This window comes from Actinocorallia populi, assembly GCF_002995495.1.
Classification (GTDB): Bacteria; Actinomycetota; Actinomycetes; order Streptosporangiales; family Streptosporangiaceae; genus Actinocorallia; species Actinocorallia populi.
The window spans coordinates 1231000-1254454 of sequence record NZ_PVZV01000002.1; the positions used below are offsets into that span (position 1 = coordinate 1231000).

Genomic DNA, 23455 nt, shown 5'->3' on the forward strand with positions numbered 1-23455 from the left:
AGGGTGTCGTGCTGTGGCGGGCTTCCCGGCTTAGGGTGGTGACATGCGGATCTTCGTCGTGGACGCCTTCACCGACCAGCCGTTCCGCGGCAACCCCGCCGGGGTGTGCCTGCTGGAGGGGCCCGCGGTGGCTCCGTCAGAGAGCTGGATGCAGCGCGTGGCCGCCGAGATGCGGCACTCGGAGACGGCTTTCGTCCGCCCGCTGGAGACGGGCGGCTTCGAGCTGCGCTGGTTCACGCCCGCCGTGGAGGTGCGGTTGTGCGGCCACGCGACGCTCGCCACCGCGCACGTCCTGTTCACCGAGGGCATCGTGGCCGGGGACGAGGCGGCCGAGTTCCACACCAGGAGCGGCCTGCTCACCGTGCGGAGCACCGGGCGGGGCCTGGAGCTGGACTTCCCCGCCGTGCCCGCCGCCCGGATGGCGGAGCCCCCCGCGGGCCTGGCCGCCGGCCTGGGCGTCGAACCCGAATGGGTGGCGCACAACGCCCAGAACGACGTCCTGGCGGTCGTCCCCGACGCCGCGACGGTGCGCCGCCTCAACCCCGACCTCGCCCTCCTGGCCACGATCGACGCCCGCGGCGTCTGCGTGACGGCGCCGGCCGAGGACACCGCCACCGAGGACTTCGTCTCCCGCTTCTTCGCCCCCGCCGTGGGCATCGACGAGGACCCGGTGACGGGCTCCGCCCACTGCATGCTCGCCCCCTACTGGGCCGAGCGCCTGGACAGGACGGCCCTCACGGGCCGCCAGCTGTCCGAGCGCGAGGGGCTCGTGGGGGTCGCCGTCCGCGGCGACAGGGTCCTGCTGACCGGCCAGGCCGTCACCGTCCTCAGGGGCGACCTCCTGGTCTGAAGGGCGGCCCCGCGCGGGTCAGCCCGTGAGGCCGGCCATCCAGGTCTCGATCTCGTCGGCCCGCCGGGGGAGGGAGGCCGACAGGTTGACGGCGCCGTCCTCGGTGACCAGGAGGTCGTCCTCGATGCGGACGCCGATGCCGCGCAGCTCCTCGGGGAGGGTGAGGTCGTCGGGCTGGAGGTAGAGGCCCGGCTCGACGGTGAGGACCTGGCCGGCCTCCAGGACGCCGTCCAGATAGGTCTCCGCGCGGGCCTTGGCGCAGTCGTGCACGTCCATGCCGAGCATGTGGCCCGAGCTGCACAGGGTGTAGCGGCGGTACAGGCCGGACTCGGGGTCCAGGGCCGCCTCGGCGCCGCCGGGGAGCAGGCCCCAGTCGTCCAGGCCCTCGGCGATCACGCGCATCGCGGCCTGGTGGAAGTCGCGGAACCGCGCGCCGGGCCTCACCGCGGCGATCCCGGCCTCCTGGGCGGCGTACACCAGGTCGTAGACGCGCCGCTGGGCGTCGGTGAACCGGCCGCCGACGGGCAGGGTGCGGGTGATGTCGGCGGTGTAGAAGGAGTCGACCTCGACGCCGGCGTCCAGCAGCAGGAGGCTGCCCTCGGGGACCGGCCCGTCGTTGCGGATCCAGTGCAGCACGCAGGCGTGCGCCCCCGCGGCGGCGATCGTCTCGTAGCCGGGGCCGTTGCCCTCCAGGCGGGCGCGGCGGTTGAAGACGCCCTCGACCCAGCGCTCCCCGCGGGCCAGCCGCGAGGCGTACGGCAGTTCGGCGACCACGTCGGTGAACCCGGTGATGGTGTGGCCGACCGCGGCGGCGAGCTGGGCGGCCTCCCACTCGTCCTTGACCAGGCGCAGCTCGGCCAGCGCCGCGTGCAGCTCCCGGTCGGCGCCGTCGTCGGCGTGCGGGCCGACCATCGCGTCGACGGCCGGGTCGACGTCGCGCACCACCCGGGTGGGCACCCCGCCGCCCAGCCGCGACTGAAGGGTCTCCAGATCGGCGGCGGCCAGCCCGAAGGCGTCCTCGGTCTCGGCGAGGGTGCGGCGGCGGCCCACCCACAGCTCGCCGTGCCTGCGGTCCCGGTAGAACTGCGCGCCCAGGGCGCTGCCGTCGCGGGGAGAGCGCGGGTGGGTGAACAGGACCGCCTCGTGGCCGGACGGCGTCGGCTCCAGCACCAGCACCGCCTCGGGCACCGCCTCGGTGGCGGTCTCGCCCGTCAGGTGCGCGAACGCCGTGTGCGGCCGGAACGCGTAGTCGCAGTCGTTGCTGCGCACCTTCAGCCCGCCCGCGGGCACCACGAGCCGCTCGCCGGGGAACCGGGCGGACACCGCGGCCCGGCGCTTGGCGGCGTAGACGGCGGCCGGAAGCGGCGGCGGGGAGACGTTCGTGTCGGCCCAGCCGTGCTTGAAGAACTCGGCGAGCGCCGGAGGAATGGGGAGATCGTGACTACCAGTGACGAAACGGTCGTCGCCGCCGTCACGGGAAGCGCCGCTGGAGGGTGTCATCGACCCATTCTAGCTGCGGAGACCAGGTGCGGACCGGCCCTGCCGCCGCGGCCGGGAAACCCCTAGGATCGCCTCCCATGGAGACCCGGCAGACCGAGGTGACCACCTGGTACCTGGAGCAGACCTCCCCCGAGCGGCTGGTCCCGGCCAGGCCCGCGCCGGTGGAGGTGGTGCGGGCCGAGGTGCCCAGCCCCGAACTCAGCCGCTACCTCTACCTGGCGGTCGGCGGCGACCACCTGTGGACGGACCGGCTGCCCTGGTCCCACCGGGACTGGGCCGAGTGGCTGGCGCGCCCCGGGGTCGAGACCTGGCTGGCCTGGGACCGCGGCACCCCCGCCGGCTACGCCGAACTGCACCCCGCCGGCGGCGCGGGCGAGGTCGAGCTGGTCTGCTTCGGGCTGCTGCCCGCCTTCGCCGGCCGGGGCATCGGCGGCCACCTGCTCACCGCGGCCGCCGCCCGCGCCTGGGACCTGGCCGACCGCTGGGACCTGCCCCCCACCCGGCGCGTCTGGCTGCACACCTGCTCCCTGGACGGCCCCGCCGCCCTGCCCAACTACCTCAAGCGGGGCTTCGACGTCTACGACACCCGCACCGCCGTCGAGACGGTCTGGGCCCGCCCCCTCGGCCCCTGGCCCGGCGCCCACGACTGACCCGCCCTCCGGGCCCCGAAACGGCGGCGGCCGACCCCGCCCGGCCGTGCGGGCGGCGCCCCGGGCCCGGAGGCGCGGCCGGACCTCGCTTCGCCGTGTCCGTGCGGGAGGCGCCCCGGGTACGAGGCGGGGTCGGGTCCCGCTCGGCGGTGCCCGTGCGGGAGGGGCCCCGGGCCCTGAGGCGCGGCCGGACCGGTGGCCGTCGCGGGGCACTTGCCCGATGGCGGCCGTGCGCATTGACTGGACGGGTGATCTGGTCCCTGCTGGCGGGCGCGCTGCCGGTGCTGGCCTTTCCCCGGCCGGACCTGGGGTGGCTGGCGTGGGCGGCACTGGTGCCGGGACTGCTGCTGCTCCGCGCGGCGCCGTCCTCGCGGCAGGCGCTGCGCCGGGGCTGGTGCTTCGGCACCGGGTACCTGCTGGCCGCGCTCTCCTGGACGGCCCCCAGCATCGGCCCCGGCCTCCTGGCGGTGGCCGCCGTCTTCGGCGCGCCCTGGGCCCTGTGGGGCGCGGCCGCCCGTGCCTGCCGGGGATGGGAGGCCCTGCTCGTCCTGCCCGCCGGGTGGGTGGCCGCCGAGTACCTGCGCTCCTGGCACGGGTTCGGCGGCCCGTGGGCGCTGTACGGGACGAGCCAGTGGCGCTCTCCGGAGGTGCTGGCTCTGGCGTCCGTCGGCGGGGTGTGGCTGGTGTCGTTCGCCCTCGTCCTGGTCAACACGGCACTGGCCCTGGCGTTGTCCCGGTTCGACCGCAGGGTCCTGCTCGTCCTGCCGGCCGTCGCGCTCGCCCTCCCCGCGGCCTGGTGGGCGGGCGGCGGGGGCGAGCAGGGACGGGAGTGGCGGGCGGCGCTCGTCCAGCCCGGCGTGGTCGACGACCCCGCCGAGCGGTTCGCGGCGGGGGAGCGGATCACCGCCGGGATCACCGGGGCCGACCTGGTCGTGTGGGGCGAGAGCAGCGTGGGCACCGACCTGAGCCGGGCTCCCGGGCTGCGCGGGCGGCTGGCGCCCCTGGGCACCCTGCTGGTCAACGAGGACGCCCGCGACGCGCGGGGCCGGATCTCCAAGTCCTCGGTGCTGCTCGTCGACGGCGTCGAGCGCGGCAGGTACGTCAAGACCCGGCTGGTGCCCTTCGGGGAGTACATCCCGCTGCGCCCCGCCTTCGGCTGGCTGACGAAGATCAGCAGAGCCGCCTCCGAGGACCGCGTACCCGGTACCGGCAGCGCCGTCCTGGACGTGCGGGGCATGCCGGTCGCCCCCGTCATCTGCTTCGAGTCCGCCTTCCCCGACCTGGGCAGGGCAGCGGTGGACGGCGGCGCGCGGGTGATCGTCATCCAGTCCTCCACCTCCACCTTCCAGGAGAGCTGGGCGCCGCCCCAGCACGCCGCCCTGGCCGCGGTGCGCGCCGCCGAGACGGGCCGCCCGGTGGTCCAGGCGGCGCTCACCGGCGTCTCCGCCGCCTTCGACTCCCGGGGGCGGCGCCTGGCATGGCTCGACACCGACCGGCGGGGAGCGGCCACCGCGGCCCTCCGGCCGCCCGGCGCCGGGACGCGGACGCTCTACACCAGGCTCGGCGACGCGGTGCCGCTGCTGTGCCTGCTCCTGGTGGCGGGCCTGGGCGTGAGGCCGGTGGCTGAGAAGTCCATGAGAGCCCGCTGAGAAGGTCCTCCGCACGGCCACGGCGGTGTGCGCGCTGGTTACCGTGGGGACATGAGCGAACCCGAAGAGGCACGCGCCCACATCCTGGTCGTCGACGACGAGCCCGCGGTGCGCCAGGCGCTCTCCAGCAGCCTGGTCTTCGAGGGGTACCGGGTCGGCGAGGCCTCCGACGGGGTCGAGGCGCTGGAGCGGGCCGAGAAACTGCGGCCCGACCTGATCGTGCTGGACGTGCTGATGCCGCGCATGGACGGGCTGACCGCCTGCCGCAGGCTGCGCACCCAGGGGGAGAGGGTGCCGGTGCTCATGCTCACCGCCCGCGACATGGTCGGCGACCGGGTCACCGGCCTGGACGCCGGGGCCGACGACTACCTCGTCAAGCCGTTCGAGCTGGACGAGCTGCTGGCCCGCATCCGCGCCCTGCTGCGCCGCAGCGCCTACTCCGCCGGGGCGGGGCCGCGGGAACCGGAGGAGGTCCTGGAGTTCGCCGGGCTGCGCATGAACACCCTCACCCGCGAGGTCACCCGCGACGGACGCCCCCTGGAGCTGACCCGCACCGAGTACATGCTGCTCGAGATGTTCCTGCACCACCCGCGCCAGGTCCTCACCCGCGAGCAGATCCTGGAGACCGTCTGGGGCTTCGACTTCGAACCGGCGTCCAACTCCCTGGACGTGTACGTGATGTACCTGCGCCGCAAGACCGAGCTCGGCGGCCTCCCCCGGCTGGTCCACACCGTGCGGGGCGTCGGGTACGCGCTGCGCGCCGCCTCATGAGACGCCTCACCCTGCGCGGGAGGCTGGCGCTGCTGATCGCCGCGGCCGTCGCCGTCGCCGTGGCCGTCTGCGCGACGGCCAGCTGGTTCCTGGTCCGCCAGGAGCTGTACTCGGAACTGGACCGCCAGCTGAGCGGCAGGGTGCCCGGGGGGCCCTTCCTGGAGAACGTCACCTACAACGCGCTGACCAACTGCACCTCGGAGCCGACCGCGGGGAGCAGGCGCCGGTCGGAGCGGCCGCCGCCCCGGGAGGAGCTGCAGCAGGTGGTCCGGCGGGACGGGACCCGCTGCACCATCCCCGACCAGGGTGTCATGCCGGTCACCCCGACCGACGAGGCGGTGGCGGGCGGCGGCCTGCGGGAGGTCCTCTACACCGGCACCGGCACCGACTACACGGGGCGGGAGATCGACGTGCGGATCTACACCGTCTCGTTCTCGGTCCGGGGCACCGGCGAGCGGGGCGCGCTGATGACGGCGCTGCCGCTGGAGCGGGTCACCGAGCCCCTGAACGGCCTGGCGATCACGCTGGCGCTCGTCTCCCTGCTGGGCGTGGGGGTCTCGGCCGCGGCGGGGCTGCTCACCGCCCGCGCCTCGCTGCGGCCGGTCGACCGGCTGGCCGAGGCCGTCGAGGAGGTCGCCAGGACCGAGGACCTGTCGGTGCGCATCCCCGAGCGGGGCGCCGACGAGATCACCCGCCTCAGCCGCTCCTTCAACGCCATGACCGCCGCGCTGGAGGCCTCGCGGGAGCGCCAGCGCGCCCTCATCGCCGACGCCGGGCACGAGCTGCGCACCCCCCTGACCAGCATGAAGACCAACATCGACCTGCTGATCAGAAGCGAGGAGAGCGGCCGGGAGCTGCCCCCCGAGACCAAGAGCGGCATGCTGGCCAGCCTGCGCGCCCAGATGCGCGAGCTGACCACCCTCGTCGGCGACCTGCTGCAGCTGGGCAGCCCCGCGGCCCAGACCCGCCAGAACGAGGAGGTGGCCTTCCACGAGGTGGTGGGCCACGCGGTGGAGCGGGCGCGGCTGCGCGGCCCCGGTCTGAACGTGACGGCCCGGCTGGAGCCCTGGTACGTCCAGGGCCACCCCGACGCCCTGGAGCGGGCCGTGGTCAACCTCTGCGACAACGCGGTGAAGTTCAGCCCGCCCGGCGGGACCGTCGAGGTCGTGCTGGAGAAGGGCGAGCTGACCGTCCGGGACGAGGGCCCCGGCATCCCCGAGGAGGACCTGACGCACGTCTTCGAGCGCTTCTGGCGCTCGCCCTCGGCCCGCAGCCTGCCCGGCTCGGGACTGGGCCTGTCGATCGTCGCCCAGGTCGTCCAGGAGGCGGGCGGGACGGTGTGGCTGGAGAACGCCCCGGGCGGCGGGACGGCCGCCCGGCTCACCCTGCCGGGCGGATCGTCCGGAACGCGTTGACCCGGAAGGTGGGACACACGATGATCTCCGGGGTACGGGACGGTCAGAGGAACCGGCTCTAGGCTGTTGCTCCCGTCTCTCGCAGGAGATCCAGTGCCCACACTTCACAAGTTCGCCGTCCTGGTCATCGGCGCCGCGCTGCTGTTCGGTCTTCTGCTGCCGCCCGACGACGACGGCGACCGGACGACCGTCGTCAAGCCGGCCGTCCAGGGCACCGAGGCCGTGCCGGCGGCCGTCTCGGGCGGGCCGACCGCCTCGGCGTCGCCCGGCGGCACGCCGTCCGCGGCGCCCTCCACGCCGCCGCCGCCCCCGCAGCCCGCCGGCGCGCAGGCCGCGCAGGTCAAGGCCAACGAGCTCGGCCAGGTTCCGGTGATCATGTACCACCGCATCCTGGCCAAGGGCGGCTCGGAGATCGACCGCACCCCCGGCGAGCTGCGCGCCGAGCTCGAGCGGCTGGCCAAGGGCAACTACGTGCCGGTCACCGCCGCCGAGTTCGTGCAGGGCCGCATCGACATCCCGGCCGGCGCCCACCCGGTGGTGCTCACCTTCGACGACGGCAACCCCACCCAGTTCGCGCTCGACGCCGCGGGCAACCCGGCGCCCGACACGGCCGTGGCGATCCTGATGGAGATGCACGCCAAGTACCCCGCGTTCCGCCCGGTGGCGACGTTCTTCGTCAACAAGGACCCGTTCCAGCTCGGCGAGGAGGCCAACGCCGGCGTCTCCTGGCTGGTCCAGCGCGGCTTCGAGATCGCCAACCACACCTACACCCACCCCAACCTGGCGGGCATGCCCACGGCCAAGGTGGAGTCGGAGATCGCCAAGGCCGAGGAGGTCGTGAAGAAGGTCTCCGGCTCGCCCTCGGTCACCTTCGCCTATCCGTTCGGCAACACCCCGCGGACCAGGGCCAAGGACAACGCCTTCGTCTCCAAGGGCGACACCTGGCAGTTCCAGGGCGTCTTCCTGGCCGGCTGGAACCCCTCGGTGTCGGTCTTCTCCAAGGAGTTCGACAACACCAAGATCTCCCGCATCCGCTCCGAGGACAAGGTCAAGAAGGACGGATGCGACAAGTTCTGCTCCACCGCGTGGTTGGAAACACTGGACAAAAATCCTGACAACAGGTACACATCTGATGGTGATCCCGCGGCGGTGACGGCCCCGTCGGGATCCATCTCCCAGCTGGCCCCGCAGTACGCCGACAGGGCCCGGGTCTACTAGGTTCCGGGGGGTCTCGGCTCGTCCCGATTGACCTGGGGCCCCCTCATCTCATATGCTGATCGCTGCGCTGTGGGCCTGCGGTGCCTCGGACGGAGCAGGCGCACGCTCGATCTGGTCGACATCGGTCTTTCCGGGAGCTCAGGCTTCCTCTCCGGTCTTGGCAGGGACGAAATCGGCCCTCGCGCTTCGCAGACCGACTCATGTCCGTATCCGGAGCCAGCCCACACATGACGAGCAGCACCGAAGCCACCTCGACCACCCCGCAGGTAGCGGTCAACGACATCGGCTCGGCGGAGGACTTCCTCGCCGCGATCGATCTGACCATCAAATACTTCAATGACGGCGACATCGTCGAAGGCGTCGTCGTCAAGGTCGACCGAGACGAGGTCTTGCTCGACATCGGTTACAAGACCGAGGGCGTCATCCCGTCCCGCGAACTCTCGATCAAGCACGACGTCGACCCCAACGAGGTCGTCTCCGTCGGTGACGAGGTCGAGGCCCTGGTCCTCCAGAAGGAGGACAAGGAGGGTCGCCTGATCCTGTCCAAGAAGCGCGCGCAGTACGAGCGCGCCTGGGGCACGATCGAGAAGATCAAGGACGAGGACGGGATCGTCACCGGTACGGTCATCGAGGTCGTCAAGGGTGGTCTCATCCTCGACATCGGCCTCCGCGGCTTCCTCCCGGCCTCCCTGGTGGAGATGCGCCGGGTCCGCGACCTGCAGCCGTATGTCGGCAAGGAGCTCGAAGCCAAGATCATCGAGCTGGACAAGAACCGCAACAACGTGGTCCTGTCCCGCCGCGCCTGGCTCGAGCAGACCCAGTCCGAGGTCCGCCAGACGTTCCTCAACACCCTGCAGAAGGGCCAGGTCCGCAAGGGCGTCGTGTCCTCGATCGTCAACTTCGGTGCCTTCGTGGACCTGGGCGGCGTCGACGGTCTGGTCCACGTCTCCGAGCTGTCCTGGAAGCACATCGACCACCCCTCCGAGGTCGTCGAGGTCGGCCAGGAGGTCACGGTCGAGGTCCTGGACGTCGACATGGAGCGCGAGCGCGTCTCCCTGTCGCTCAAGGCGACCCAGGAAGACCCGTGGCAGCAGTTCGCCCGCACCCACCAGATCGGCCAGGTCGTGCCGGGCCGCGTCACCAAGCTGGTGCCGTTCGGCGCGTTCGTCCGGGTCGAGGAGGGCATCGAGGGCCTGGTGCACATCTCCGAGCTGGCCGAGCGCCACGTGGAGATCCCCGAGCAGGTCGTCCAGGTGGGCGACGAGATCTTCGTCAAGATCATCGACATCGACCTCGACCGCCGTCGCATCAGCCTCTCGCTGAAGCAGGCGAACGAGGGCGCCATGGAGATCACCGACGAGGAGTTCGACCCCACCCTCTACGGCATGCCGGCCGAGTACGACGCCGAGGGCAACTACAAGTACCCCGAGGGCTTCGACCCGGAGACGGGCGAGTGGCTCGAGGGCTACGACGCCCAGCGCGAGACCTGGGAGCGGCAGTACGCCGAGGCCCGCCAGCGCTTCGACGCCCACCGCAAGCAGATCGACGAGGCCCGCAAGGCCGACGCCGAGGCCGCGGGCGGCGAAGGCGGTCAGACGACCTACACCGGCGGCTCCGAGGAGCCGACGGGTGGCGCCCTGGCCACCGACGAGGCGCTCGCCGCGCTGCGCGAGAAGCTCTCGGGCGGTCAGTGAGCGATGACCGGCCCGCTTCCGTTCATGCGGGGGTGAGCCGGTCCCCTCAGCCGATACCATCTTCGGGTGGTCACGACTGACAAAGGCACCTACAGCGAGGGCCCTGCCGGACCGCCGGCGGGGCCCTCACTGGTCCCCGGGGGCGCCGCGCGGCTGACACTCATCGGCGTCACCGTCGCCCTGCTCGCCCAAACCCTCCGCTACTCCCTCCCCGTCTTCGTGGAGCTGTCCGTCGGAACGGCGCTGGCGGTGGCGCTGCCGGTGGCGCTCGTGCCGTTCCTGGCGCCGGTGCTGCGGCCACTGCTGGGACCCCGGGTGCTGACCGCCCTGGGCATCGGCGGGCTGCTGCTGTCCCGGCTGGTGGCCCAGGGGCTGGGGCCGGTGCTGGACCTGGCCGTGGTGGCCACGGCGCTGGGCCTGCTGGCGCTGCCCGCGCTGTACGAGAGCGCCCGCGGCCTGTCGGGCGTGGGCTTCGCCATCGCCGCGACCGCCGGCCTCGCGGTCGACACCAGCCTGCGCATGCTCTTCGGCACCTGGGACGCGGCATGGCAGAGCGGGCCCGCGGCCTGGGCCGTCTGCCTGGTCCTGGTCGGGGTGGGCGTCGCCGCGCTGGTGCGCGAGCTGTCCTCGGGCGTGGTCCCGCCGCCGGGCATCTCCTGGCGCGACGCCATGGGCGCCGCCGCCCTGGGGCCCTTCCTGGCCCTGCAGGTGCTGGTGCTCTCCAGCCCCGCGTTCGTCGCCTCCTCCGGCTGGCTGTCGCTGACCATGGCGCACCTGGCGGTGCTGGCCGGGCAGGCGCTCGCGCTGGCGTTCCTCGCCTCGGGCCTGGCGGTCCGCGCGGTGCCCGGCGGGGTGTGCGTGCTGGGCGGCACCGTGCTGGGCCTGTGCGCCGGCGCCGTGGCCGGGACCTACGCGCTGGAGGGCAGGATCGTCATCTTCGCGATCGTGCCCGCCCAGGTGCTGGCCGCCTGGCTGCTGGCCGTGGCCTGCCGCGCGCCGCTGCGCCGGGCCGGGGACGGCGGACCGATCTGGCGGGTGGACGTCGGCGCGGCCCTCGGCGGGTTCGCGCTGCTGGCGATCCTCGTCCCGTACACGCTGAACCCGGCGCATCCGCTGCCGTTCCCCAACAACGCGCTCAGCGCCTGCGCGGGCATCCTCATCGGGCTGCTGGCCTCGATCGCGGCCTCCCGGGGCGGCCCGCTGCCCGCCCGCGCCCCGCAGCGGGCGGTGGCCGCGCTCGGCGCGTGCCTGGTGCTGGCCGTCCCGACCGCGGTGTTCGCGATGTCGGGCGGCGAGGCGCGGTCCGACACCGGCGAGACGCGGCTGCGGGTGGTCTCCTACAACATCCGCCAGGCGATGCACGACGGCAAGCTCGACCCCGAGCGCGTCGCCGTGGAGATCGAGGCGCAGAAGGCCAACGTGGTGGCGCTGCAGGACGTGGGCCGGGGCGCGACCGCCTCGGGCACCGCGGACCTGGGCGTGTGGTTGTCGCGGCGGCTCGACATGGCGCTGGTGTGGGGTCCGGCGGCCGACTCGCAGTACGGCAACGCGATCCTCACCTCCTTGAAGGTCGAGTCCTCCGGCGGGGGCAGGGTCTTCAGCGGCGAGCAGATCCGCGGCTACCTCTGGGCGCGGCTCAGGACCGGCGACGGCACCGTGGACGTGTGGACGACCCGGCTGGCTCCCGGCGAGGAGAAGGCCGCCCACCGGCGGGCCGAGCTGTCGGAGCTGGTGCGGGCCTGGAGCCGCGCCCCCCGGACGATCGTCGCCGGGGACATGGGCGTCGCGCTGGACGGCGCCGGCCTGGAGCCGTTGAACGGCACCGGCCTGCGCCGGGCCGCCGGGGCCCTGGACTCCGGTTCGCAGGGCGTGTTCTGCACCGACGACCTGGTGTTCTCCAAGGCGGTCAGCCCGCGGGACGGCATGGTCGCCGTCACCGCCGAGGCGGGTTGATGATCGGCCGGGCCGAGGCGCGGGACGCGGGGGAGATCCTCACCCTGCAGCGGGCCGCCTACGTGAGCGAGGCCCAGCTGTACGGCGATCCGTTCCTGGCCCCGCTGGTGGAGCCGCCCGAGCAGGTGCGCGCGCTGTTCGACGACCCCTCCACCGTGGTGCTGAAGGCGGTGGAGGGCACCCGCGTCGTCGGCGCGGTCCGGGCCCGGATCCAGGAGGAGACCTGCCTGGTCGGCCGCCTGGTGGTCGCCCCCGACCTGCAGGGCAGGGGCCTGGGGAGCGCCCTGATGAAGGCGGTCGAGGCCGAGGTCGCCGGCCGCGCCAGGGCCCTGCTGCTGTTCACCGGCCACCTCTCGCAGGCCAACCTGCGCCTGTACCGCCGGCTGGGCTACGCCGAGTTCCGCCGCGAGCGGGTCTCGGACCACCTGGTCCTGGTGCACCTGCGCAAGCCTCTCGGCTAGGGTGCGCAGGGACGCGCGACGAGATCAGGGAGGCCGGGATCGTGAGCAGGCTGCGGGTGGGGCTGACCGGGGGCATCGGGTCGGGCAAGAGCGAGGTCTCGCGGCGGCTGGCGGCGGCGGGAGCGGTGCTCATCGACTCCGACGCGCTGGCCCGGGAGGTCGTGGAGCCCGGCACCGAGGGGCTGGCGCGGATCGTCGAGGAGTTCGGGGCCGACATCCTGACCGCGGAGGGCACGCTGAACCGCGAGAAGCTCGGTTCGATCGTCTTCTCCGACCCCGAGAAGCTCGCCAGGCTGAACGCGATCACCCATCCGCTGATCGGGGCGCGCAGCGCCGAGCTCCAGGACGCGGCGCCCGAGGACGCGGTGCTGCTCTTCGACGTCCCGCTGCTGGCCGAGAACGCGCTCAAGCCGCTGTACGACCTGGTGGTCGTGGTGGACGCCCCGGTGGAGACCCAGCTGGCGCGGCTCACCGATCTGCGCGGCATGAGCGAGCAGGAGGCGCGCAAGCGCATCGCCGCCCAGGCCACCCGGGAGCAGCGGCTGGCCATCGCCGACCGGGTGATCGACAACTCCGGCACGCTGGCCGGGCTCGCCGCGCAGGTCGAGGAGTTGTGGGAGGACCTGCAGAAGCAGCGCTCCTGAGCGGTCCCGGCTCCGCGCTCGACCCTCCGTGCTCAACTCTCCTGGCGCAGTTCCCGCAGCAGGTCGGGCCGGTCGGTGGTGATGCCGTCCACGCCGTACCGCAGGAGGCGCAGCATGGTCTCCTCGTCGTTGACGGTGTAGGCGTAGATGTCCAGCCAGCGCTGGTGGGCGTCCCTGACGTACTCGGCGGTGACGGTCCCCTTGGCGGGGTGGACGGCCTCGGCGTACCAGCGGACCCCGAGCAGCTCGAAGGAGTCGGGGCGGCCGAGGACCGTTCCCCGGACGGCGGGCAGCGCGTCGTTGACGGCCCTGACGTAACGCCAGGAGAAGCTCTGCACGGTGAGCCGCTCGTAGCTCGTCCAGTAGGAGTCGTCCTTCACCTGGGAGACGAACCGCCTGGTGACGCCCGGGTACTCCTCGGGGTTCTTCAGCTCCACCAGCGCCTTGAGCCGGGCGGCCTTGACGACGCGCAGCGTCTCGGCGAGCGTGGGCACCCGCTCGCCCCGGTACCGGCGCCCGAACCACGACCCGGCGTCCAGGCTCTTGATCTGCTTGAGCGTCAGGTCGCTCACCCGCCACGGCTTGAGCCGGGGAAAACGCCGCTCCACGTCGGTGGTGCGGGCGAGGGTGCGGTCGTGGACGACGACCAGGTGCCCGTCCCTGGTCTGCCGGACGTCCAGCTCGATGAGGTCGGCGCCCATCCGCCCGGCCAGCCGGAACGCCGCCAGGGTGTTCTCCGGGGCGTGGGCCGAGGCGCCGCGGTGCGCGATGATCTCCACATGGGCCCAGGCCCTGCGTTCGCGGTCGGCCGCGGCCGGACCGGCGAGGACGAGCGGGGCGCAGACGGCGAGTGCGGTCAACGGGAACAAGGCGCGAGGCCGCGGCATGCGGATGGTCCTCCCCTGAGGGTCATGACCCCTCCACCGTGCGCCCGCACGGTGAAGCCGGCGTGGGCGGGCGGTGACCACCGTAGGGCAATCCGGTGAAGGGCCGCCAGCACGCCGGGCGGGTCAGCCGGAGAAATCCCCGTTCAGGGGCTCCTCCAGGGGGATCCGCCGGATCGAGGGGAGGTGCTCGTCGAGCTCGCCGGGCTCGAACCGGCACAATCCCGCCGCCCACCAGAACTGCCCGGCGACGTCGCCCGCGTACTTGTAGCGCCCGTCGGGGGTGACGGCCGCCCAGCCCTCCGCCAGGCCCAGCAGGGTGCAGTGCCGTGCGGCGCCCTCGTCGCCCGTCCGCCACAGGATGACCGAGCCGTCGTCGCCGCCCCCGGCCAGCAGCCGCCCGTCGGGGGAGAAGTCGATCGACCAGATCCGCCGGGTGTGCCCGCGCAGGGTCTGCACGAGCCGTCCGGTGCCGGTCTCCCACAACCGGATCACGGTGTCGTCGCCCGCGGTGGCCAGCAGGCGCCCGTCGGGGGAGAAGGCGGTGCTCCACAACCGCCCGGAGTGCCCCTGCAGCAGGTGGAGGGCGGTGGCGGAGGACGGGTCCCAGATCCGGGCGGTGCCGTCGTTGCTCGCGCTGGCCAGCAGGGTGCCCGTGCGGTCGAACCGGACCTTGTAGACGCGGTCGCCGTGGCCCGCGAGGGTGGAGACCAGCGCGCCGGTGCCGGGGTCCCAGATCCGCACCAGCCGGTCGTCGCAGCCGGTGGCGATGAGGGAGCCGTCGGGGGAGAAGTCGATGCAGCGCACCCGGCCGCGGTGGTCGGCGAGGTTGACGACCTGCCGGCCGGTCGTGTGGTACCACAACCGCACGCTGTCGTCGTCGTTGGCGGTCGCCAGGATCGTGCCGTCGGGACTGAACGCCTGCGCCCACACGTGGTCGGTCTCGACCGACAGCTCCCGTTCGAAGGCGCCTCCGGCGGCCTGCCACAGGTGGACGCCGCCGTCGTTGGTGGCGGTGCCCAGCCTGCCTCCGACCGGGCTGAACGTCGCGGAGGTGAGCCGGTCGGAGACGCCTGCGAGCTCGTGGACGCGCACGCCGGTGGCCGGATCCCAGATCCGCACCACCCCGTCGTTGCCCGCGGTGGCCAGCATCGTCCCGTCCGGGCTGAACTGCACGGAGGTGATGCGCCTGCCGTGGCCGCGCAGGGTGTGCCTGCAGACGCCGGTGGCGGTGTCCCACAGGCGTGCCGTCCCGTCGTTGCTGACGGTCGTCACCTGGGCACCGTCCGGACGGAAGACCGGCGGCCAGACCGCGCCCCGGTGGCCCGGCAGGGAGTGCAGCAGCCGGCCGAAGTCCGGGCCGGGCTCGCCGCCCGCGCGTTCCAGGTTCCACAGCCGCACGGCGCCGTCGCTGTCGGAGGTGACCACGCGGCTGCCCCCGGGGTCGAAGGCGGCGCGGTAGATCGCGCCGGTGTGGCCGGCGAGCGACCGGGGCGCGTACCGCCCGGTGAGGTCCCACACCCGGACGGAGCCCTCGGTGTCGCCGGAGACCAGCAGCCCGTCCCGCGCGTCCAGCGCGTAGACCCGGCCGGTGTGGCCGGTCAGCTCGCGCAGCAGCGCGCCGGAGGGCGGGTCCCACACCCGGATCCGGCCGAGTTCGTCGCCGGTGATGAGCAGACCGTCCGCGGAGAAGATCAGCCGGAAGACGGCGCCCTCGCCCTCCATGGTGTGCAGGAGCCCGCCGTCGCCGGACCACACGCGGACCGTCCCGGCGGCGTCGCCGGTGACGACGAACCGGCCGTCCGGGCTGAAGGCGCAGGTGTAGACGGGCGCGGCGTGCCCGGGGAGGGAGGCGTGCGGCTCCATCGAGGCGGTGCGCCAGATGCGGACGGTCCCGGTGGCGTCCCCCGCCGCGACGAGGGCGCCCCCGGCGTCGGCGACGACCGGCCACACCCCGTCGGGATGGACGTCGACGGCGTGCCGCTGCCGTCCCGTGGCGGTGTCCCACAACCGGAGCGTGCCGTCGGCGGCTCCGGTGACCAGGAGGTCCTCCCCGGCGTACAGGACGGCGTAGGCGCGGTCGCGGTGCCCCTGCAGGGTGCGCAGCGGCAGCCCGGTGCGCGAGTCGCACAGCAGGACGGCTCCGTCCTCGCCGCCGAGCGCGACGGTGGCGCCGTCCGGGCTGTAGGCGGCGGGGGAGGGCAGCCTGCTGGACTGGAAGTGGAAGCCGTAGGGGACGCCGATAGCCGAGGGGGAGAACTGCGCCTCGACGTCGCTGCCGGGCACCAGCGCCGCGCCGCGCAGCTCTGCCCGGCGGGTCGCGGCGCCCGCGGTCTCGATCACGGCGGCGCGGGTCCAGCGGCTGCCGCCCAGCACCGCGTCGCGCAGGTCGGCGCGCACCAGCCGGGCGCGGGAGAGGTCGGCCCCGGTCAGGTCGGCACCGGCCAGCCGCGCCTCGTCCAGCCGCGCCCCGCACAACCGGGCGCCGCGCAGCACCGCCCGGCTGAGGTCGGCGCCCACCAGCTGGACGTCGGTGAGGTCGGCCCCGGTCAGGTCCACCTCGCTGAGGTCGCGGTAGGACAGGTCCTCGCCCCGCAGCCGGGCGCCGCGCAGGTCGGTGCGCGCCGGGGTGCGCAGCCTGGTGGTGATCTTGATGGCGTTGGCGCGGCGCACGTCGCCCGCCTCGGCGTCCCGCAGGACCCGCGCCGTCCACGCCTGGCAGACGCGGCTGCCCGCCAGGTCGCACAGGAAGTCGACGGTCAGCTGGGACAGCGGCCTGCGGGCCAGCGCGGCGGGTTCCACCCCGCCGGAGAGCTCGTCGGCGATGTGCCGGGCCACCAGCCACTCGGCCACCGAGCCGTGGATGAACCCGAACAGGCCCTCGTCCGTGCGCATCAGGAGGCTTCCGGCGCCGACGGCGTGCGCCGTCTGGCCCTGCGACATGCCGGCCGTGCCGTCGGCCAGGTCGGTGAGGGCAGCGGCGACCTCGGTCAGGTCGTCCACCCGCAGGTAGGTCTCGCCGGTCTCCCACAGGCGCAGCGCCAGGATCCGCGCCGCCCGCCACAGCTCGTCCAGGGACAGCCCGGCGGGGGCGCCGGGGACGCCGCGCACCCGCTCCTCCTCGTGCCGCAGCCAGGAGGCGAGGATCTCCTGGTAGAGGTCGGCGGGGCTGATGGCGTGCCGGGCCAGGGCGACCGCGTGCAGGCGCTCCTCGGGCAGGTCGGCGATGAAACCGAGCATGCGCGGGTTCTGCGCCAGGCCGAGCAGGTCCTCCACGCCGCGCAGCATCGCCATGCGCCGGTCGGCGGCGGCCGCGTTCCCGTACCGGTTGACGAGGAAGGCACGGATCTGCGCGGGGGTGAAGTCGGCGATGCCGAGCACCCGCCGGCCCGGCAGCGTCCCGACCCGCTCGCCGAGCACGGTGAACACCTGGGCGTGGGACTTGAAGTGCTGGGTCCGCGACGCCACCACGATCTTGGCCTTGCCCTCGGCCGCGGCCAGCAGGGCCTCCAGGTGGTCGGCCGCCCGCTCGTAGGTGACCCGGGTGACCAGTTCGTCGAAGCCGTCGAAGAGCAGGACGATGCGGCCCTGGCGCAGCATGTAGTGGAAGGCGCGCAGGTCGATGAGGTCCTCGCCGTGCGCGGCCAGGTGCGCGGCGACCAGCGCGTCCACCGAGTGCGCCTTGTCGAGCCTGCGGAGCTCGATGAGGATCGGGATGAGGTGGGGGAGCTCGCCGGGGATGCGCCGGGCCAGCTCCCGCAGCGCGAAGGTCTTGCCGCGGCCGAAGTCGCCGAGCAGCAGCACGAACCTGCCGTGGTCGGCGGCGAGCAGGTCGAGCATGGCGCCGGTGAGGTCGTCCCGCACGGCCGCGGAGTCGCCGTCCAGTTCCCGGTACCGCTGCGGCACGTACAGGTCGGGCGGGTAGAGCCGGTCGCCGGCCAGCCGGAGGGCCTGCCCGGTCACGTACGACGACAGGTCCAGCAATCCCTGGAACTCCGTCAGGCTGCGCAGCCGCACCCCGCGCCGCAGCGCGTCCTCCCGCAGCGACCGGGGCGGCGGCGGGCCGAGGAACACCAGTTCCGAGCCGTGCGCGTCGCCCCCGGCGTGCACCTGCCGCAGGAAGGCCGCCACCTCCGCCTCGCCGACCTCCCCGACGTGCGCGCCGATCCGGAACTGCCGGACGAAGCCGTCCTCCAGCCGGGAGACCAGGAGGTGCGGCGGCTCGGCCGCCACCGGCCTGGTCCTGGCCCCGGGGAAGCGGGTCTCGCAGGCCTCGGTGATCTGCTCGAGCAGCAGGGTGAGCGGGTCGGCGGGGCGGCCGTCGGGCGCCTCGCGCGGCGCCGGGACGGCGGGGGCGGGCGGTTCGGGGTGGAAGATCCCGGCGCGGTCGACGCGTTCGGGCCCGGCTCCGGGCCGCAGCAGGGTCAGCCCGCCGGAGTCCACGGTCAGCACCTGGTGGCGGCCCGGCGCGAGGGCGGGCAGGCACAGGGTGCCCGACGCGGTCTCCCCGCGCTCGCCCTGCCGGCCGTGCAGCACCAGGTCGAGGCCGGGCGCGACGAGCCGGTCCAGCAGGTCGGCGTCCCGCAGCCGGTCGGGGTCGCCCTCCAGCGGGCTGTGGTGCACCACCCCCAGCCGCAGCCAGCCGGGGCCGAAGGCACGCAGCCGCTCGGCGAACCAGGCGGCCTGGGAGGGGCCGATCATCCCGTACCGGTCGTCGTCGCGGTGGCTGAGCGCCATCGTGGTGTTGAGCCCGGCGACGACCACCCGCAGCTCGGGCACCGGGAAGAGGGTCCAGGGCTGGGCGCTGTCGAACACCGCGTGGTCCACGCCCCGGTACAGCTCGGAGAACAGGGAGCCGAAGTGCCGCCACTTGGGCCAGTAGGGCGGTTCGGGCTCCTCGTCGTCGGCCTCGCAGGAGTTGAAGTAGGCGCGGCAGGCCGCCTTGGTGACGTCGCGCGCACCGGGCACCAGCACGACCCGGTGCGGTTCCAGGCTCAGCAGGGTGCGCAGCCCGGTGAGGAAGTCGGCGGCCGCGGCGCACTCGCGGCGGCTGCCGGACTCGGTGAGGTCGCCGCTGACCACCAGCAGGTCGGGCCGCACGTTCAGCTCGGTGAGCTCGGCCCAGATCCGCGCCTGCAGGCTCGCGGCGTCGAACGGCTCGTCGGCCAGCGACCACCCGAACCTCGGGCCGGCCAGGTGCAGGATCGAGACCTCCTGCCGGCGCGGCTCCCCGCCGGAGGCCTCGGGCGGGTAGGCCGGCTGGACGGCCGGGGCGCGCCGCGCCTGCCGCCCGCCGCCCGGCGCTGGTGCGGGGACGGGCGGCGCGGCCGGCGGGAACGGGGAGGGCGGCCGGTCCTCGGGCTTGGCCCGCCCGGCGAGGGCCTCGCGCACCCGGGTGAGCAGCAGGTCCCGCGCGGCGTCCTCGTCGGTGACGCCGACGAGGTCGACGTAGGTGATGGTCGCCAGGAGCCCTTCGAGCTCGCAGTCCTCCAGCCGGACGGTCACGAGCTTGGCCGACGGGTCGTCGGGGCTGGCGCGCAGCGCGGCCTGCCACTCCATCCGGCCGTAGCGGGAGCGCATGTAGTTGCGCGACAGGACGGCGATGACGACCGCCGCCTCGCTGACCCCCCGGTCCATGAAGTCGATGAAGTTGGTGCCGGGGACGAAGTCCCAGGCCTGCAGCATCGTCCGGTAGCCCGCGGCCTCCAGCTCCCAGGCGATCCACGACGCCCAGCGTTCGTCGGCGGGCGAGTACGAAACGAAAATCTCAGTCTGCGGCCCCGTCACGCCGTCAAGTATCCAGAACCCTCCCCGCGAAGCACAGTCCCGTGACACAGGGGGCGCGTCCGGACGGCGCGGCGCCGCGCGCGGAAACATGGGCGTGCGTGTGTGGGATCATGCCCCGGTGAGCCGAGTGTCGACCTTGGACCTGATCCGGTTCGGCCTGCTCCTGCTGGGCGTGCTCTGCGTGCTCACCGGGGTTCTTCCGGCCGAGGCCGCGGGGGAGAGCCTGCGCCGGATAGCCCCGCTGCTGCTCTTCCTCGTCAGCGTGATCATCCTGGTGGAGCTGACGAAGGAGGCGGGCGTCTTCGACGTCATCGCCGACCGGCTGGCCACCTTCGGCCGGGGCAGCTACGCGGCGCTGTTCCTGCTGTGCACGGCGTTCGCCTCGCTGACGACCGCCTTCCTCAACCTCGACACGACCGCGGTCCTGCTGACGCCCGTCATGCTCGCGCTGGCGATCCGGACGGGCATCCGGGCGCTGCCCCTGGCGATGACCACCGTGTGGCTGGCCAACACCGCGAGCCTGCTGCTGCCGGTGTCGAACCTGACGAACCTGCTGGCCGCCGACCGCGTCGCGCTCACCCCCTGGGAGTTCGCCGCGCGCATGTGGCTGCCGCAGCTGGTGGCGATCGCGGTGACGATGGCGCTGCTGTGGGCGTTCTACTGGCGGCGCGGCGCGCGCGGAGCCGACAGGTACGAGCCGCCCGTTCCGCTGAGGATCGGCGACACCGTGCTGTTCACCGCCACCTCCTGCGCCTGCCTCCTCTTCATCGTCCTGGTGATGGCCGGGGTGCACGTGGAGTACGCCGCGACGGCCGCCGCCGTCATCGCCCTGGCCGCCTTCGCGCTGCGCAGCCCCCGGTCCCTGCGGCCCTCGCTGGTCCCGTGGCAGCTGCTGGTCTTCGTCACAGGCCTGTTCCTCGTCATCCCCGCGCTGGTCCTGCACGGCCTGGACACGGTGATGACCGCGCTGATCGGCACCGACGACGGAGCGGGCGGGGCGTTCCGCGCGGCGCTGACCGGCGCGGCGCTGTCCAACCTCATCAACAACCTGCCCGCCTACACCGCGGGCGAGGCCGTCGTCCCGGTGGAGAACGGCGACCAGCTGCTGGCGCTGCTGGCGGGCACGAACGTCGGGCCGCTGATCACGCCCTGGGCGTCGCTGGCGACGCTGCTGTGGTTCGAGTGGTGCAGGCGCCACGACCTGCGCGTCCCGCTGCGGAGGTTCATGCTGCACGGCACCGCGCTGGCGGCGCTGGCGCTGCCCGCGGTCGTGGCGGCGCTGCTGGTCAGCTGAGCGGCGGCAGCTCCAGGGCGGACGCCTCGGCCAGCAGCGCCACCAGCGGGGCGACGCGCCCGGGGCGGGCGGCGATGAAGCTGTACTCGGTGTGCTCCATCGACAACTCGAACGGGCCGCCGTCCAGCGCGGTGAGGACGGCTCCGGCCTCGGTGGCGATGAGGGCCCCCGCGGGCAGGTCCACCGCGCCGGTCCGGTAGCCGATCACCGCGTCGATGACGCCGCGCGCCAGCATGATCCAGGTGAGCTGGGGCGACCACAACTGCAGCAGCCGCCGCGACCGGGCGCCCAGCACGTGCTTGTAGGCCAGGGCCGTCGGGTCGGTGCGCCCGACCGGGTAGCCCTGGACGTAGGAGACGATCGGCGCCGAACCCGGGCGGTCCGGCTCGGTCGCCAGCGGCACGTCGCCGGGGCCGCGCGGCCCGTCGCCGCGGACCGCCGACCAGGTCAGGCGGGTGACCGGGTCGTGCACCACCCCCAGCACGGGCGCGCCGTCCAGGCACAGGGCGATGCCCACCGAGTAGGCGGGCAGGCCGATGGCGAGGTTGTGCGTGCCGTCCAGCGGGTCCACCACCCACAGGGCGTCGCCGTCGCCGCTGCGGCCGGACTCCTCGGCCAGCACGGCGTGGTCGGGGAAGGCGTCCCGCAGCCGGCCCAGGATGATCCCCTCGGCCCGGTGGTCGAGATCGGTGACCAGGTCGTCGTGACCCTTGGCCTGGACGGAGAAGCGCGCCCCCGGCGCCAGCACCGCGCCCGCCTCCTCCGCGGCGGCCACCGCCACCGACCTGGCCCGCGTGAGATCGATCATCAGTCCTCCTGGAGCAGTTCGGCGGCGCGGCGGGCCAGGCGGGCGGTGCGCCCCGCGCCCTGCCGGCGGCGCCGCACCCGGTGGCCGCCCAGCCCGAGCGGGCCCAGGGACAGGTCGCGCAGGCCGGGGTGTTCGGCGCCCAGCGCCACCGTCGCCGCCTCTCCGGCGACCACGGTCCGGTGGAAGACCCCGGCGGGCAGAGTGTAGACGTCGCCCCGCGTGTAGGTGCCGCCGTCGACGGGGGACACGCGGACGGTGCGCGGGGTGGCGCGCAGCTCGTCGACGCCGTCGCGGCTGAGCACCTCGAAGACCCGCATCCCGGTTCCCTCCTCGGGTTCGCCGAGCTCGCCCAGTTCGTTGCCCAGGCGGCCGTAGAGCAGCAGGCTGAGCAGGCTCCAGCTGTGGCAGTGCCAGGCGGAGGTGGTGGAGGCGGGCGGCGGCAGCTCCGGCGACCACAGGTGGAGGCAGACGCCGGTGCGGCCGCTGCGCTCGACCGGCAGGCACAGGAAGCCCAGCGGGTGCAGCACGCCCGCCACGTCGAGGGAGCCGGAGGCGACCCGGCTCAGCGTCCGCGCGGCCCAGCCGGCCACCTCCCGTGAGCCGGAGCCCTCCCGCAGCCGCCGGTGCAGCTCCCCGTAGCGCATCGTCTCATCCAGCCCGCGGCCCTTCGGGCAGCGCGTACGGGTCGACGGGCCGCAGGGCGCGGCGGGCGATGTCGGCGACGTCCCGGTCGGAGAACGAGCGGGGCAGGGCGAGGTCAAGCGCCTGGAACAGGCGGCGGATCTCCTCGACCGTCGGCTCGTCCGACAGCCGGGCGGCGCGCGCCTGCTCGATCGGCACCCGGCGGGCCTGGTCCAGGCTGTTGAGCAGTTCGGTGTAGCACCAGTCGTAGTAGAACTTGCCCTTGTCGACGCGCAGCGCGGGCGCGGTGGGGTCCTCCCGGGTGATGACCACGCAGGAGGAGGACAGGTCCCAGCGGAAGGTGGTCATCGTGCGGGACAGCCCGATGTCGATGTCCAGGAGCCGGTAGCGGTCGCGGTGGTAGCAGGCGGCGAGGATGGTGGCGTAGGACTCCTTGCGGGTGCGCTCCAGGGTCCAGGCCTCCTGCCCGCCCCCGGCGGGGGCGCCGGCCCTGCGAAAGCGCGCGTAGGCGTCGCAGACGTCCTCGTCCGACGGGTCGATGATCTCCAGCCGGAAGAGCAGGGCGCGCCGTTCGCGCTTGGCGTCGGCGACGCAGCCGGGCAGGGTGACCGCGCGGATGTAGGTGCCCGTCCCGCCCTTGAAGATCCACCGGTCGGTGCCCAGGCGCGCCTCGGCCAGCACGGGGCCGACCTCGTCGCCGCTGATCGCCCGCACGGCCGAGGACTCGTCGAGCGAGTGCCGGGTGAGCCGGATCAGCCGCTCGAAGCCGTCGAGGCGCTCCAGGCGCGCGGGCAGCGACTCCAGGGCGCGCAGGGAGCCGCGGACCTCGTCCTCGACCGGGTCGCGCCGGTAGCGGTCGCGCAGGATGCTCGCGGCCAGCAGGCCCAGGACGAGCAGGGTGGCGCTGGCGACCTTGTTCAGGTCGGGATCGTCGCTGAGCCCGAAGACCGCCACGACCACCGCGATGACCAGCGCGATCGCGGCGTCGGCGTTCCGCAGGAGCCAGAGAGCGAAGCGTGCCAAGGTCATCCCCGTACCTGTCGGCGGTGAGGTCATGGTAAACCGCGCCGAACCGGGTGGCCAGGGCCGCCGCGGGGCGGGTCGGGGAAAAGGACGGGCGGCGACGCGCCGGTCAGTGGAAAGTCCTGTATTTCCAGCTTTTAAGAATTCACCAAGAAATGGGCATATGACGCGCTGCGCTCTTTCTGTCAGGGAATGACCGGACTTAGCGTGTC

17 protein-coding genes are annotated in these 23455 nt (G+C 73.9%); 11 read left to right on the forward strand and 6 right to left on the reverse strand.

Annotated elements, in window-relative coordinates; all coding sequences use genetic code 11:
• The first annotated feature begins 43 nt into the window (after positions 1–43).
• Complete coding sequence (locus C2865_RS12840; RefSeq protein WP_106398557.1) at positions 44–850, forward strand: PhzF family phenazine biosynthesis protein; 807 nt, start codon at positions 44–46, stop codon at positions 848–850.
• Positions 851–868: 18 nt separating this feature from the next.
• On the opposite strand, the gene C2865_RS12845 is transcribed toward C2865_RS12840, so the two are convergent.
• Complete coding sequence (locus C2865_RS12845) at positions 869–2350, reverse strand: aminopeptidase P family protein (RefSeq protein WP_106398558.1); 1482 nt, start codon at positions 2348–2350, stop codon at positions 869–871.
• 77 nt (positions 2351–2427) lie between these two features.
• Here C2865_RS12845 and C2865_RS12850 point away from each other — a divergent pair, with 77 nt between their 5' ends.
• The 9 genes from C2865_RS12850 to coaE all read left to right on the forward strand — a co-directional run bounded on the left by C2865_RS12850 (position 2428) and on the right by coaE (position 12805).
• Positions 2428–3000 carry a GNAT family N-acetyltransferase gene (locus C2865_RS12850; RefSeq protein WP_106398559.1) on the forward strand — a complete coding sequence of 191 codons (573 nt, stop codon included), beginning with the start codon at positions 2428–2430 and terminating at the stop codon, positions 2998–3000.
• A 248-nt stretch (positions 3001–3248) separates the two neighbouring features.
• Complete coding sequence (gene lnt / locus C2865_RS12855) at positions 3249–4649, forward strand: apolipoprotein N-acyltransferase (protein ID WP_157963684.1); 1401 nt, start codon at positions 3249–3251, stop codon at positions 4647–4649.
• Between the two features lie 51 nt (positions 4650–4700).
• Positions 4701–5420: a response regulator transcription factor gene (locus C2865_RS12860; protein ID WP_106398561.1), complete on the forward strand. Its 720-nt coding sequence runs from the start codon at positions 4701–4703 to the stop codon at positions 5418–5420.
• Positions 5417–6835: a sensor histidine kinase gene (locus C2865_RS12865; protein ID WP_106398562.1), complete on the forward strand. Its 1419-nt coding sequence runs from the start codon at positions 5417–5419 to the stop codon at positions 6833–6835. The genes C2865_RS12860 and C2865_RS12865 overlap by 4 nt, the downstream gene beginning before the upstream one ends.
• A gap of 93 nt (positions 6836–6928) precedes the next feature.
• A complete protein-coding gene (locus tag C2865_RS12870) occupies positions 6929–8053 on the forward strand; it encodes a polysaccharide deacetylase family protein (protein ID WP_106398563.1) in 1125 nt (374 codons plus the stop codon).
• A gap of 227 nt (positions 8054–8280) precedes the next feature.
• Positions 8281–9747, forward strand: a complete 1467-nt coding sequence (gene rpsA, locus C2865_RS12875; RefSeq protein ID WP_106398564.1) for a 30S ribosomal protein S1 — start codon at positions 8281–8283, stop codon at positions 9745–9747.
• A 66-nt stretch (positions 9748–9813) separates the two neighbouring features.
• Positions 9814–11700 (forward strand): endonuclease/exonuclease/phosphatase family protein, encoded by a 1887-nt coding sequence (locus tag C2865_RS12880; RefSeq protein ID WP_106398565.1) that lies wholly within the window; start codon positions 9814–9816, stop codon positions 11698–11700.
• The gene (locus C2865_RS12885; RefSeq protein ID WP_106398566.1) at positions 11700–12161 is read left to right on the forward strand and encodes a GNAT family N-acetyltransferase; all 462 of its coding nucleotides are present in this window, start codon (positions 11700–11702) and stop codon (positions 12159–12161) included. The genes C2865_RS12880 and C2865_RS12885 overlap by 1 nt, the downstream gene beginning before the upstream one ends.
• A gap of 41 nt (positions 12162–12202) precedes the next feature.
• On the forward strand, positions 12203–12805 hold the full coding sequence (coaE, locus tag C2865_RS12890) for a dephospho-CoA kinase (protein ID WP_232835552.1): 603 nt from the start codon (positions 12203–12205) through the stop codon (positions 12803–12805).
• A 32-nt stretch (positions 12806–12837) separates the two neighbouring features.
• On the opposite strand, the gene C2865_RS12895 is transcribed toward coaE, so the two are convergent.
• Both C2865_RS12895 and C2865_RS12900 read right to left on the reverse strand, forming a co-directional pair.
• Complete coding sequence (locus C2865_RS12895; protein WP_232835553.1) at positions 12838–13665, reverse strand: glycerophosphodiester phosphodiesterase; 828 nt, start codon at positions 13663–13665, stop codon at positions 12838–12840.
• 150 nt (positions 13666–13815) lie between these two features.
• Positions 13816–19476, reverse strand: a complete 5661-nt coding sequence (locus C2865_RS12900) for a TIR domain-containing protein (protein ID WP_232835554.1) — start codon at positions 19474–19476, stop codon at positions 13816–13818.
• Between the two features lie 118 nt (positions 19477–19594).
• On the opposite strand from C2865_RS12900, the gene C2865_RS12905 reads away from it, so the two are divergent.
• On the forward strand, positions 19595–20770 hold the full coding sequence (locus C2865_RS12905; RefSeq protein WP_232835555.1) for an ArsB/NhaD family transporter: 1176 nt from the start codon (positions 19595–19597) through the stop codon (positions 20768–20770).
• Here the strand turns inward: C2865_RS12905 and C2865_RS12910 are convergent.
• The 3 genes from C2865_RS12910 to C2865_RS12920 are packed head-to-tail and all read right to left on the reverse strand — an operon-like array spanning position 20763 to position 23249.
• Positions 20763–21578: an inositol monophosphatase family protein gene (locus tag C2865_RS12910; RefSeq protein ID WP_106398569.1), complete on the reverse strand. Its 816-nt coding sequence runs from the start codon at positions 21576–21578 to the stop codon at positions 20763–20765. The genes C2865_RS12905 and C2865_RS12910 overlap by 8 nt on opposite strands.
• Positions 21578–22222 (reverse strand): hypothetical protein, encoded by a 645-nt coding sequence (locus tag C2865_RS12915; protein ID WP_106398570.1) that lies wholly within the window; start codon positions 22220–22222, stop codon positions 21578–21580. Before C2865_RS12915 ends, C2865_RS12910 begins: the two co-directional genes overlap by 1 nt.
• A 4-nt stretch (positions 22223–22226) precedes the next feature.
• Positions 22227–23249 (reverse strand): hypothetical protein, encoded by a 1023-nt coding sequence (locus C2865_RS12920; RefSeq protein WP_106398571.1) that lies wholly within the window; start codon positions 23247–23249, stop codon positions 22227–22229.
• Positions 23250–23455 lie beyond the last annotated feature (206 nt).